10 protein-coding genes are annotated in these 12,361 nt (G+C 64.6%); 5 read left to right on the top strand and 5 right to left on the bottom strand.

What is annotated here, in order from left to right; translation table 11 throughout:
* Nucleotides 1-4 precede the first annotated feature (4 nt).
* Nucleotides 5-832: a class I SAM-dependent methyltransferase gene (locus CH262_RS14850; protein ID WP_027497256.1), complete on the bottom strand. Its 828-nt coding sequence runs from the start codon at nucleotides 830-832 to the stop codon at nucleotides 5-7.
* Between the two features lie 214 nt (nucleotides 833-1,046).
* Between CH262_RS14850 and rpsA the strand changes: the two genes are divergently transcribed.
* Complete coding sequence (rpsA, locus tag CH262_RS14845; RefSeq protein WP_027497255.1) at nucleotides 1,047-2,525, top strand: 30S ribosomal protein S1; 1,479 nt, start codon at nucleotides 1,047-1,049, stop codon at nucleotides 2,523-2,525.
* 148 nt (nucleotides 2,526-2,673) lie between these two features.
* Here the strand turns inward: rpsA and CH262_RS14840 are convergent, their stop codons facing one another.
* The gene (locus CH262_RS14840) at nucleotides 2,674-2,883 is read right to left on the bottom strand and encodes a hypothetical protein (protein WP_027497254.1); all 210 of its coding nucleotides are present in this window, start codon (nucleotides 2,881-2,883) and stop codon (nucleotides 2,674-2,676) included.
* Between the two features lie 129 nt (nucleotides 2,884-3,012).
* On the opposite strand from CH262_RS14840, the gene coaE reads away from it, so the two are divergent.
* Nucleotides 3,013-4,230 carry a dephospho-CoA kinase gene (gene coaE, locus CH262_RS14835; protein WP_032382944.1) on the top strand — a complete coding sequence of 406 codons (1,218 nt, stop codon included), beginning with the start codon at nucleotides 3,013-3,015 and terminating at the stop codon, nucleotides 4,228-4,230.
* A 14-nt stretch (nucleotides 4,231-4,244) separates the two neighbouring features.
* On the opposite strand, the gene CH262_RS14830 is transcribed toward coaE, so the two are convergent.
* Nucleotides 4,245-4,790 carry a DUF402 domain-containing protein gene (locus CH262_RS14830; protein WP_094717879.1) on the bottom strand — a complete coding sequence of 182 codons (546 nt, stop codon included), beginning with the start codon at nucleotides 4,788-4,790 and terminating at the stop codon, nucleotides 4,245-4,247.
* Nucleotides 4,791-4,868: 78 nt separating this feature from the next.
* Between CH262_RS14830 and uvrB the strand changes: the two genes are divergently transcribed.
* Both uvrB and CH262_RS14820 read left to right on the top strand, forming a co-directional pair.
* Entirely contained in the window at nucleotides 4,869-7,031 is a 2,163-nt protein-coding gene (gene uvrB / locus CH262_RS14825; protein ID WP_027497251.1) for an excinuclease ABC subunit UvrB, read from the top strand.
* Nucleotides 7,032-7,095: 64 nt separating this feature from the next.
* Nucleotides 7,096-7,962 carry an SCO6745 family protein gene (locus CH262_RS14820; protein WP_094717878.1) on the top strand — a complete coding sequence of 289 codons (867 nt, stop codon included), beginning with the start codon at nucleotides 7,096-7,098 and terminating at the stop codon, nucleotides 7,960-7,962.
* A 6-nt stretch (nucleotides 7,963-7,968) separates the two neighbouring features.
* Here the strand turns inward: CH262_RS14820 and CH262_RS14815 are convergent, their stop codons facing one another.
* Together CH262_RS14815 and CH262_RS14810 are read right to left on the bottom strand one after the other, a co-directional pair.
* Nucleotides 7,969-8,826 carry an ABC transporter permease gene (locus CH262_RS14815; protein ID WP_094717877.1) on the bottom strand — a complete coding sequence of 286 codons (858 nt, stop codon included), beginning with the start codon at nucleotides 8,824-8,826 and terminating at the stop codon, nucleotides 7,969-7,971.
* Entirely contained in the window at nucleotides 8,823-11,678 is a 2,856-nt protein-coding gene (locus CH262_RS14810) for an alpha/beta fold hydrolase (RefSeq protein WP_094717876.1), read from the bottom strand. Before CH262_RS14810 ends, CH262_RS14815 begins: the two co-directional genes overlap by 4 nt.
* Before the next feature lie 182 nt (nucleotides 11,679-11,860).
* On the opposite strand from CH262_RS14810, the gene CH262_RS14805 reads away from it, so the two are divergent.
* On the top strand, nucleotides 11,861-12,313 hold the full coding sequence (locus tag CH262_RS14805) for a universal stress protein (RefSeq protein WP_008715916.1): 453 nt from the start codon (nucleotides 11,861-11,863) through the stop codon (nucleotides 12,311-12,313).
* The last annotated feature ends 48 nt before the right edge of the window (nucleotides 12,314-12,361 follow it).

Below are 12,361 nucleotides of genomic sequence, written 5' to 3'. Positions count from 1 at the left end.
GGACTCACCGCGGTTTTCGACTACTGAAGATCGCGGTGCCGGGAAACAGCTGGCCGCGCAGTGGGCTCCACTGACCCCACTCGCGGTCGAGCCACTCCGGCCAATCCGGCTCGACGATGTCGCGAACCTCGAGACCTGCGGCGACCAGCTCGCGCACGCGGTCACCGATCGTGCGGTGATGCTCGACGTAGTTGGGGGTCCCGTCGGCGTCGTACTCGACGTACGGGGTTCGATCGAAGTACGGAATCGTCGCGGTCAGGCCGCCCACCCCGGGATCGTCGGGGAACACCCAGCGCATCGGATGGTTGACCGCGAACACCCAGATGCCGCCCGGCCGCAGTACCCGCGCCACTTCCTTCATCACATTGGCGGAGTCCGCGACGAACGGAACCGCACCGAAGGCCGAGCACACGATGTCGAACCGCTCGTCGGCGAACGGTAGGGCCTCGGCACTGGCCTGCACCAGCGGAACCGTCGACCCGCCCGCGGTCATCGCGTCGACGCCGCGCTGCAACATGCCCATCGAGATGTCGAGGCCGATGGCGCGCGCCCCCTGAGTCCCGAGCCAGCGGGCGCAGGGTGCGCTGCCGCAGCCCACCTCGAGAATGTCCTTGCCCGCGACGTCACCCAGCAGATGCACGTCGCCCTCGTGCAGTCCCTCCGGGCACCAGACGAACTCTCCGGATTCGGTCGACGCGCCCAGAAATGCGCCGTGCGTACGGTGATAGTTGTCGGCATCCGAATCCCACCAGGTTCGACTCGCGCGGTCGCTCGCGACCGAATCGATTCGGCCGCGGCCGGGGGTGGACGACGGTGCGGAAGGATCGGTCACACGCCGACTCTAACCGGGTTTGTGCTGGTACTGCGGCATCGCGTACCCTGATCAACGCGAGTGTGTTCATGCTGCGCCCAGGTCGGGTTCTCCCGGCGTCGACGCGTGCGGAGCCGGCAACGGATCCGCGGAAGATGCTCGTGCTGCACACGTTTCACAAGTCCGACCGAACATCCATCAACCGATACCCAACCCGTCCGGAGCAACTCAACACATGCCCTCAACCACAACCTCACCGCAGGTAGCCGTCAACGATATCGGCTCCGCAGAGGATTTTCTCGCCGCCATCGACGCCACGATCAAGTACTTCAACGATGGTGACATCGTCGAGGGCACCATCGTCAAGGTCGATCGTGACGAGGTTCTACTCGACATCGGTTACAAGACCGAAGGCGTCATCCCTTCCCGCGAGCTCTCCATCAAGCACGATGTCGACCCCAACGAGGTCGTCTCCGTGGGAGATGAGATCGAAGCACTCGTCCTCACCAAGGAGGACAAGGAAGGCCGTCTGATCCTGTCCAAGAAGCGAGCTCAGTACGAGCGCGCTTGGGGCACGATCGAGGAGCTCAAGGAGAAGGACGAGGCCGTCAAGGGCACCGTCATCGAGGTCGTCAAGGGTGGACTCATCCTCGACATCGGTCTCCGTGGCTTCCTCCCCGCCTCGCTCGTCGAGATGCGTCGCGTCCGCGACCTCCAGCCGTACGTCGGCAAGGAGATCGAGGCCAAGATCATCGAGCTCGACAAGAACCGCAACAACGTGGTCCTGTCGCGTCGCGCATGGCTCGAGCAGACCCAGTCCGAGGTCCGCAGCGAGTTCCTGCACCAGCTTCAGAAGGGCCAGGTCCGCAAGGGCGTCGTGTCCTCCATCGTCAACTTCGGTGCCTTCGTGGACCTGGGTGGCGTCGACGGCCTGGTGCACGTCTCCGAGCTGTCCTGGAAGCACATCGATCACCCGTCCGAGGTTGTCGAGGTCGGCACCGAGGTCACCGTCGAGGTTCTCGACGTCGACCTGGACCGCGAGCGTGTGTCGCTGTCGCTCAAGGCAACGCAGGAAGATCCGTGGCGCCAGTTCGCTCGCACCCACGCGATCGGCCAGATCGTGCCCGGCAAGGTCACCAAGCTCGTTCCGTTCGGTGCGTTCGTTCGCGTCGAAGAGGGCATCGAGGGCCTCGTGCACATCTCCGAGTTGGCCGAGCGCCACGTGGAGGTTCCGGACCAGGTCGTGGGTGTCGGCGACGACGCACTCGTCAAGGTCATCGACATCGATCTCGAGCGTCGCCGGATTTCGTTGAGCCTCAAGCAGGCCAACGAGGACTACGCAGAAGAGTTCGATCCGTCCAAGTACGGCATGGCCGACTCGTACGACGAGGGTGGCAACTACATCTTCCCCGAGGGCTTCGACTCCGAGACCAACGAATGGCTCGAAGGTTACGAGAAGCAGCGTGAAGAGTGGGAAGGTCGCTACGCCGAGGCCGAGCGTCGCCACAAGATGCACACCGCTCAGATGGAGAAGACGGCCAAGGACGAAGCTGCCGAAGCCGCCAACACCAACTACTCCTCCGAGTCGGGTCAGGCTCCCGCCGATGCAGAAGGCGATGCTCCCGCAGCGTCGGCTCCCGCCTCGACCGGTGGATCGCTGGCCAGCGATGCGCAGCTCGCTGCACTTCGCGAGAAGCTGTCGGGCAACGCCTGATAGAAGTAGTCCACCCGTGAGGGTGTGACCTCGGCCCCGGTTCTCCCTGTGAGAACCGGGGCTTTCTCGTTCGAATACGCAGGTGCAACGGGAACGACAATGGACCCGGTTCTGGTGAACCGGGTCCAAGGTTGAGGGGGAGTGCGAACTACGCGGCGGTGGCTGGACTCCACTGGCCGACGCTCGCCGTGCGCTTACGCATCGTGGCGAAGCTGTGGCGGGCAGGGGTCAGGAGGTTGGTGAACCAGTTACGCCGGTGGTCGGCCAGCGCCGAGGCAACTTCTGGAATGAGAATGCAGTGAACGCCTGCATCCATGCCGAGGCGGTGCCGACCCGGTTGGATCTGATTGCTTTGCATGGGTGTCCTTTTCGCTGGCGGTGGGTCGGCACATCGAGGTCGCGCTCGTCGAAGATAACCGACAGGCTCGCAAAACCGGTGCATTTGGGGCTGGTGGGCTTCGGCGTGTTCGAGTGTCAGACTGGACGCATGCTGAGACTGGGACTGACCGGCGGAATTGGTGCCGGCAAATCGACCGTGGCGAAAGTGCTGACCGAACTCGGGGGAGTGCTCGTCGACTCGGACGTACTTGCCCGCGAAGTGGTGGAGCCGGGAACGCCTGGGCTGCAACAACTGACGGACACCTTCGGTACCGAGATACTGGCACCCGACGGGTCACTCGATCGGCCGGCCTTGGCCGCCAAGGCTTTCGGCGACGAGGAGTCGCGAAAGAAGCTCAATGCCATCGTGCATCCATTGGTCGGACAGCGCACTACCGAGATCATCGAGGGTGCGGCTGCGGATGCCGTGGTGGTGCAAGATATTCCACTTCTCGTCGAAGGCTCGATGGCTCCGTTCTTCCATCTGGTCGTCGTCGTCTGGGTCGACGCCGAGGAACGAGTACGTCGGCTGACCGGCCAACGAAACATGCCCGAGGCCGATGCCCGCGCGCGCATCGCCGCGCAGGCGACCGACGATGCGCGCCGAGCTGCGGCAGATGTGTGGATAGACAACACGGGTGCGCCCGGCAGCGTCGACGATCAGGTACGAAACTTGTGGAACGAGCGCGTGATTCCCTTCGAGCGCAACCTCAGAGAGGGCATTGTCGCCCGGACGCATCCGGAACTCGTGACTGCAGACCCGGCCTGGGAATCCCAGGCGCGGCGAATGATCGCGCGCCTTGCTCTCGCGTGTGGGGACAAGGCTGTGCGGATCGACCACGTCGGATCGACGGCGGTACCCGGACTCGACGCCAAGGACGTGCTCGACATCCAGATCACGGTCCGCTCGCTGGCCGACGCAGATTCGGTCGGCGAACAGTTGCGCGTCGCCGGGTTCCCCGGCGTCGAGTCCAGTGACTTCGACGATCCGAAGCCCGCGTACGGAGTGGGTGGTGAGGCCGATCCGGCCGTGTGGGGCAAGCGTTTTCACGGCAACGCAGACCCCGGGCGACCGGCCAACGTCCATGTTCGAGTCGACGGTTGGCCGAACCAGACGTTCGCGTTGTTGTTCCGCGACTGGCTCCGGGCGGACGCGGCTGTCGCGACGGAATACGCCGCTATCAAGCGGCGTGCGTCCGAAGCCGCCGCCGGAATCGCCGAATATCAACCGGCGATCGATGCCTACGTAGACGCGAAGGCACCGTGGTTCGACGTGGCGTATCGGCGGGCGTGGCAGTGGGCGGAGGAGACGAACTGGACTGCCTGAGGCAGAACTGCGCGTCAGGCCGGTTTGCCGTTCCATTCCGTCGGCATTCCGATCGACGCGAGCCAGGCGTTCAGGTCGTAATCGTGCCGCGTCAGTCCTTCGATGGCCGCGATCGATCGGGACAGCGCCCGCTCGGCCGTCGGGGTGTCCAGATGCTGCGCCACGCGCGCGTCGAACAGCTCGTCGACGTCCAGCAGGTCGTAGTCGCGGCCGGTGCGAACACTGAGGTCGAGATAGTGATCGACCGAGGTCCATCGGATGGCCCCGGCCGTGTACTCGCCGATGTCGACGTAGTAGTCCTGGTCTCTCGCGTGCGCGGGCAGGTAATGGAACACCGAGGCCCGGAGCCCGAGAGCAGGCAGTAGCCAGGACTCCAGGTAGTCGAAGTGGGCATGGTCGGAAGGCCGGGCCATGTACAGCCCCCACGGCTCGACCCGGTATTCGTCGACCACGCGAACGAACCCTTTGGGGTCGACGTTGGTCTTCGCGACCAGGTCGAACGTTTCGTGTTTCGGGGCATGAACGACGGTGTGCGCACCGGCTGACGTGTGAGCGACCATGCCTGTAGAAGCTACCGGGAACAGACCTCCGAGGTCTCTCCGACGGAACTTGTCGGTGGTCGCGTCTACGCTTGTGTAATGGCGTTTGCATCCGAACATCCCGTTGTCGCGCACTCCGAACACCGTCCGGTGGGAGCGATCGAGCGCACCGGACCGGCGTTCGAGGTCGTCAGCGAACACGTTCCGGCCGGTGATCAGCCGACCGCCATCGCCGAACTCGAACGTCGGATCAAGGCGGACGAGAAGGACGTCGTGCTTCTCGGTGCCACCGGTACCGGTAAGTCGGCCACCACCGCCTGGCTGATCGAGAAACTGCAGCGCCCCACCCTGGTGATGGCACCGAACAAGACTCTCGCAGCGCAGTTGGCGAACGAGCTGCGAGACATGTTGCCCAACAACGCAGTCGAGTACTTCGTGTCGTACTACGACTACTACCAGCCCGAGGCGTACATCGCGCAGACCGATACTTATATCGAAAAGGACTCGTCCATCAACGACGACGTCGAGCGTCTGCGGCACTCGGCGACGGCATCCCTGCTCTCTCGCCGAGACGTGGTCGTGGTGGCGTCGGTGTCGTGCATCTACGGTCTCGGTACCCCGCAGTCGTACGTCGATCGGTCGATCGAGCTCGAGGTCAACGTCGAGGTCCAGCGTGATGCGCTGCTCCGGCTTCTGGTCGACGTGCAGTACACGCGCAACGACATGGCGTTCACCCGCGGATCGTTCCGAGTCCGCGGCGATACCGTGGAGATCATTCCGTCGTACGAGGAGCTCGCTATTCGCATCGAGTTCTTCGGTGACGAGATCGAGGCGCTGTACTACCTGCATCCGCTGACGGGCGACATCGTTCGCCAAGTCGATTCGGTACGCATCTTCCCGGCCACCCATTACGTCGCCGGACCGGAGCGCATGGAACGGGCGGTCAAGGACATCGAGGCCGAGCTCGAGGCGCGGCTGGCGGAACTCGAAGGCAAGGGAAAGCTGCTCGAGGCGCAGCGGCTTCGGATGCGCACGCAATACGACCTGGAAATGATCAAGCAGGTCGGCTTCTGCTCCGGCATCGAGAACTACTCGCGTCACATAGACGGTCGCGGGGCCGGTACCGCACCCGCGACCCTGATCGACTACTTCCCCGAGGACTTCCTACTCGTCATCGACGAATCCCACGTCACCGTCCCACAGATCGGCGCGATGTACGAGGGCGACATGTCGCGCAAGCGGAACCTGGTCGATTTCGGGTTCCGGTTGCCGTCTGCGACGGACAACCGGCCGCTGACGTGGGAAGAGTTCACACAGAGGATCGGCCAGACCGTCTACCTGTCCGCTACTCCCGGCAAGTACGAACTGGGGCAGACCGGCGGCGAATTCGTCGAGCAGGTCATCCGTCCTACCGGCCTCGTCGATCCGAAGGTCGTCATCAAACCGACCAAGGGGCAGATCGACGACCTCGTGCACCAAATTCGCGAGCGTGCCGAGAAGGACGAACGAGTTCTCGTCACCACTTTGACCAAGAAGATGTCGGAGGACCTGACCGACTATCTGCTCGAGCTGGGCATCCGCGTCCGGTACCTGCACTCCGACATCGATACCTTGCGCCGAGTCGAGCTGCTGCGGCAGCTTCGGCTGGGTGAGTACGACGTCCTGGTTGGCATCAACCTCCTCCGGGAGGGCCTCGACCTTCCCGAGGTGTCATTGGTCGCCATTCTCGACGCGGACAAGGAGGGATTCCTTCGCAGCGGCACCAGCCTCATTCAGACGATCGGCCGCGCCGCTCGAAACGTGTCCGGTGAAGTGCACATGTACGCCGACAAGATGACCGACTCCATGACGTACGCGATCGAAGAGACCGAACGTCGGCGCGAGAAGCAGATCGCCTACAACAAGGAGCGGGGAGTCGATCCGCAACCGCTGCGCAAGAAGATCGCCGACATTCTCGATCAGGTGTATCAGGAGGCAGAGGACACCGACACGGCCGTCGAAGTGGGTGGCTCGGGTCGGAACGCCAGCCGTGGTCGGCGAGCGCAGGGCGAAGCAGGCAGGTCGGTCAGCTCCGGCGTGTACGAGGGGCAGGATGTCTCGTCGATGCCGCGCGCCGAGTTGGCGGACCTGATCAAGAACATGACCGATCAGATGATGAACGCTGCCCGCGAGTTGAAGTTCGAGCTGGCCGGTCGACTGCGCGACGAGATCCAGGACCTGAAGAAGGAGCTCCGCGGCATGGACGCGGCCGGCCTCAAATAGGTCGAGCGGGTGGTGCGAGTCGAGCCTGCGGAACGATCCGAAATGGTTCGGTTACGGTTCAGTGATGGACGCAACCACCGCCGGCCGCACCTCTCGTGCACTCGAACTGATCCACTCGATGACCTACTTCCTGCCGGAGACGCAGGACGCTCTCGTTGCCGCTGGGTTACCGCCACGGGCCTGCTATTTCGCCGGTCGTGCAGCACCTCTCGGGCCGGTCGGTGCAGGTGTCGTGACAGCCACGTTCTACAACTTCAACCGCGATCTGATCAGCCCGCTGGTTCCGGCAGCCTGGGCCATCGCCTCTCCCGACGAGATCATGGCAATCCGTTACGCCACACTCGACACCGCATTCGAGCGTCTGTTGGGCTCCGAGACGTTGGCGTCCCCGGATATGGCCGAAGCTGCCGACCTCGCATCGATCGCTGCGCGTGGAATCCCAGGAGACGACGGTCGGCCGCTGTACGCCGCCTACGCCGAACTCGACTGGCCTCGCGCGCCGCACCTCGTGTTGTGGCACGCGCTCACCCTGATCCGTGAGTACCGCGGCGACGGTCACATTGCCGCGCTGCAGACGGCGGGGTTGAACGGCCTGGACGCGCTGATCACCCACACCGCCACCGGGTACGGCTTCGAGAAGGAATTCGCGCGCAAGCGTCGTGGATGGTCGACCGAGCAGTGGAACGAAGCCGTGGCGTCCTTGGCCGATCGTGAATTGTTGACGGCCGACGGCGCTTTGACTCAGGACGGGAAAGATCTCCGCACGTTGGTCGAGGACATCACCAACGACCTCGCCGTCGCGCCGTGGGCCGCCCTCGGCGAGGACGGTGCAGCTCGGTTGGTTTCGCTCGCGACGCCGTGGCGTGAGTCGATCGTCGGCCAGGGCACCATTCCCGAGGGCGTCTTCGGGCCAGCGATCAAAAAGAAGTAGGCCGCCTCAGCTGGTGATGTCCTTGGTGGCGAATCGTCTCCATGCGATCAGCCCGAAGACCGCCGCGTAGGTGATGGCCGAGAACGATCCGACCACCATGTCGTTCCAGTCGATGTTCGTGCCGAAGGCGTCGATCCACGAGTTCGCGTAGTGCCCGGGCAGATAGTTGCGCAGCGACCCCAATGCCGTGATCTGATCGAGGATCTGCATCAGAATCGACGTCATCACCGCGCCGCCGACGGCCCCGAGAGGGGCGTCGGTGAGCACCGACAGCAACATGGCGAGACCCGCTACCCACAGCAGATTGATGCCGATGTAGGCGACCGCAATCAGTAGTCGCACCAGGGAAGTGCCGTACGACAGTCCTTCACCCAGCGGCGTGACCAGTGATTCGGCGCCGTACATCACCGTCCCGATCAGCAGGGACACTCCGACCAGCACCAGAATGGCGGCGCTGGACAACGTGGCCGAAACGAGTGCCTTCTGGGTCAACAGTCGGCTTCGAGGAACTGGGATGGCGAGCAGGTAGCGCAGGCTCGACCAGGAGGCCTCGCTCGCAACGGAGTCGCCGAAGAACAGCGCCACCACGACGATGAGCAGAAATCCGACGGACATGAACATTGCGAAGACGGTGAAGTTCATGCCGCCTCGCGTGCCGAGCTCGATGAGCCCGCCGGCGTCGGAGTCGGCGCTGGAGCTGCCCACGGTGAAGGCGACGACAAGGATCACCGGTAGCAGGGCAAGGAAACCGATGGCGAGCTGAGTGCGTCGCCGGCCCAGCTGTCGACGCAGTTCGGTACGAAACGGCAGGGTGCGGCCGCCGCTGTAGCCCGCTGCGCGGCCGTCTGCGTGCGTTGTACTCATGAGCGATCCTCGCTGGAGTCGGTCTCGTGAACGACTGTGCCTGGGGTATCTCGATGAACGAGGTCGAGGAACACGTCCTCGAGTCGGGTGGACTGGGAGAAGCCGCGGACCGACACCCCCGCCGTGACGAGTTCTCTGATGACGACGGCGGAATCGGCGTCGGTCAGGTCGACGGTCACCGTGCCGTCGTCGACGATCACCGCGCCGTCATGGCCGGCGGCGTCGAGTACCGACTGGGCGCGGCCGGCGTCGTCGACCCTGATCTCGGTCTGCCCACCGGCCGCTGTCAGCTCGCGGACGGTGCCCGAGCTGATCACGGAGCCACGGTTCATGACCACTACGTGTGTGCACGTCTGTTCCACTTCGGCGAGGAGGTGGCTCGAGACCAACACGGTGCGCCCCGTCTTCGCGTAGTTGATCAGCACGTCACGCATGGTTCGGATCTGTGGCGGGTCGAGGCCGTTGGTCGGTTCGTCCAACACCATGAGATCGGGTAGACCCAGCATGGCCTGTGCAATGGCGAGGCGCTGACGCATGCCTTGGCTGTAGGACTTGACCTTGCGTTCGATCGCTGCGCCGAGGTCTGCGATCTCGAGTGCCTCGTCGAGGTGAGCGTCTTCGATCGGTCGCCCTGTCGCCTCCCAGTACAGCCGCAGGTTCTGGGTGCCGGTCAGATGCGGAAGGAAGCCGGAACCCTCGACGAAGGAGCCGAGCCGCGACAACACCGGGGCACCGGGTGTGACCTTGTGACCGAAGACTCGGATGTCGCCGCCGGTGGGGGTGATCAGGCCCATCAGCATGCGCAACGTGGTGGTCTTTCCGGCACCGTTCGGTCCGAGCAGTCCGAGTACCTGCCCCTGTTTCACCTCGAAGCTGACGCCGTCCACGGCACGGAACCCGTTCGAGTATGTCTTGGCCAGGTCGGTGATCACCAGGGGAGTGTCGACCAGAGCCTCGTCGACCTCGGCCACCGTGCGGCGTCTGGTTCGCACGATCGTCGCCACCACGATGCATCCGACGACCAGGACGACCACGCCGATTCCGATCAGTGGAGCGACGGGTACCGTGCTGTTCGCGCTCGCCACCGCGGGAACCGTCGGCAACGCGACGGACGTGATCGCCATGGTCACGCTGAACTGTGCGGGCTCCAGCGGGACGGCGTAGGCCTGATCGGTGGTGGAGACGCTCAGTTCGAGACGATGACCTTGCTGGACGGTATAGCTGATTCCAGGGAGGGCGACGGTGACGTCGACGGGATCGATGCTCCCGGTGTCGGGCAGTCGGATGGCCGACACTGCGCCGCCGGGAAGGGTCCGTGTGCCGTTCGGGGCGACGTCGTACAGTTTCGCGAACAGCACAGCCTGGCCGGGCCCGGCGAGGGACGCCACCCGGAGATCGACTCTCGGCGCGCCGGTGATGGTCAGTGACGAGTCGACGGGCTCGCTGGTGAAAATCGCGGACTGGCCCGGAAGGTCCGCAGTCAGCGCTGCACCGGCTCCGGTCGATCCGAGTGTCGACAACACCGAACCCAGACCGGGGACCGTCGAGATGGCGGACGGTGACGCGCCGGGCGGACGAATGATCGTCCCGTCCGAGGCGGGGGTGAAGGTCACCGTATTCGTCTGTGTGGGTTCTGAGTTCGGGGTCAGGCCTGGGTAGTCGGGAGCCGTCATCCGACGATTGCGTTCTCCTCCTCGCTCATCGGCTGCGCGCTGCGTCGAATACACGAACGGCGCGCTCTCGGAGGTCGCGGGATCGGGGGTGCCGCGCAGAGTCCGGTCGAAGAAGTCCGCGACGGCTCGATCCGACGCTCCGTTCGTTCCACCGGCATCGTGCCCACCGTCGAACCACCGTACGGTCACGTCACCGCCTGCGTCTGCAATCTGCCGAGCCGTCGCGTCGGCTTGGTCGAGACCGAACAGAGTGTCCTGGGTGCCCTGTAGGAGAAGCGTCGGAGCCGTGATGTTCGACGCGACCGTGACGGGCGAGTGAGCAGTCAGCAGATCGAGCAGCGGCTGGCTGGGGATGCCGGTCACTGCGGATTGTGCGTAGGCGTCGCAGAATTCCTGGGCGAATCTGCCGCACGCGGATGCGCCACCGCCACTGTTACCGTCCCCGGCACTACCGGGCGCAGCGCTGGAGGCACCCGCTCCGAAGAAGACCCCGGCCCATCCACGTTTGAGGACGCCGGGTCCGCCGTATTCGGCACCGGCCGGGGAGTCGATGTTTCCGAGCGCTTCTCGACCTGCGGACGAGGTGACGCCGAAGTTGGGGAACAGGGCCTGGCCCAGGTCGTTCCAGGTGATGGCAGCGGCCACCGAGTCCACACGCGGGTCTGTTCCGCCTGCGCTGAGGGCAAGTGCCCCGCCGTACGATCCGCCTGCCACGCCGGCGTGGGGATCACCAGGAGCGTCGAGCTGTACTTCGGGCTGTTCGGCCAGCCAGTCGATCAGGCCACGGGCATCGGCGACCTCGCGATCGGGGTCGTTGATGGAGATGGAACCCGTGCTGTCACCGAAGCCGCGCGCGGTGTAGGCGAGAACCACGTATCCGCGCGCGGCGAGATCACGAGCTTCGCCGTCGACCGAGTCCTTGCTGCCGCCGAAGCCGTGCGCGAGCAACACAGCCGGAGCGGGGGTGGACTCGGGAATGTAGAGCCGGGTGTCGAGGTCGACGGTCTCCGTCGAACCGGGGCTGTCCGGTAGCGTGATGCGCGCGTCACGCGTTGCAGTGTCGGCTTCGCGTCCCTGGGGGAGGAATGCGAATGCGAGGGCGGCCACGATCACGATCGAGATCGCGACGGCACCGAGAGCGAGGGCCCGTCTCGACAACGGCGGGCGGGGGATCGGCATGCAAACCAATGTATGTGAGTGGCGCGGATCGTGTTGTTCCCCAAGTTCACGTGCCGATCGTCGACTTCCGGCTACTGTCAGCGCATCAGTCCCCGGACCACGTCTTTCGGTCCTGTGACTTGCACCAATCCAGTTCGACCAGAAGTGTCACATCTGTGTGTGACCGACAAATGGAGGAATGAATGAGCGCCTACCGCACCGTCGTCGTCGGAACCGATGGCTCCGAATCGTCACTGCGGGCAGTGGAGAAGGCCGCGGCTCTGGCGGGAGATGCCGATGCCACCCTGGTGATCGCGTGTGCTTACTACCCGGCCGATCCGAAAGACACCTCTGCCGCCGCCGACGCACTCCGCGAGGACGCCTACCAGATCACCGGTTCGGCACCGACGCGCGAAATCCTGCGCACCGCCCGAGAGCACGCCACCAAGGCCGGCGCGAAGAACATCGAGGAGAAGCCGATCGTCGGAGCGCCCGTCGAGTCCCTCCTGGCACTCGTGGACGAGGTCAAGGGCGATCTACTCGTCGTCGGCAACCGTGGGCTGAACTCGCTGACCGGGCGGTTGCTCGGTTCGGTTCCGTCCGACGCGGCCCGCAAGTCGACCTGTGACGTCCTGATCGTCCATACCGTCCGCTGATTTTCTCGTAGTACGACAATCGGCCCGCCCCGTCGACGATGACGGGGC

Source organism: Rhodococcus sp. 05-2255-1e (genome assembly GCF_002259025.1).
GTDB lineage: Bacteria > Actinomycetota > Actinomycetes > Mycobacteriales > Mycobacteriaceae > Rhodococcoides > Rhodococcoides fascians.
This window is presented reverse-complemented; position numbering and strand designations above follow the sequence as displayed.

Coding starts and splice junctions, on each gene's coding strand:
- CH262_RS14805 (WP_008715916.1), top strand. CDS start 11,861: ATGAGCGCCTACCGCACCGTCGTCGTCGGAACCGATGGCTCCGAATCG.
- CH262_RS14820 (WP_094717878.1), top strand. CDS start 7,096: ATGGACGCAACCACCGCCGGCCGCACCTCTCGTGCACTCGAACTGATC.
- uvrB (WP_027497251.1), top strand. CDS start 4,869: ATGGCGTTTGCATCCGAACATCCCGTTGTCGCGCACTCCGAACACCGT.
- CH262_RS14815 (WP_094717877.1), bottom strand. CDS start 8,826: ATGAGTACAACGCACGCAGACGGCCGCGCAGCGGGCTACAGCGGCGGC.
- CH262_RS14840 (WP_027497254.1), bottom strand. CDS start 2,883: ATGCAAAGCAATCAGATCCAACCGGGTCGGCACCGCCTCGGCATGGAT.
- rpsA (WP_027497255.1), top strand. CDS start 1,047: ATGCCCTCAACCACAACCTCACCGCAGGTAGCCGTCAACGATATCGGC.
- CH262_RS14810 (WP_094717876.1), bottom strand. CDS start 11,678: ATGCCGATCCCCCGCCCGCCGTTGTCGAGACGGGCCCTCGCTCTCGGT.
- coaE (WP_032382944.1), top strand. CDS start 3,013: ATGCTGAGACTGGGACTGACCGGCGGAATTGGTGCCGGCAAATCGACC.
- CH262_RS14830 (WP_094717879.1), bottom strand. CDS start 4,790: ATGGTCGCTCACACGTCAGCCGGTGCGCACACCGTCGTTCATGCCCCG.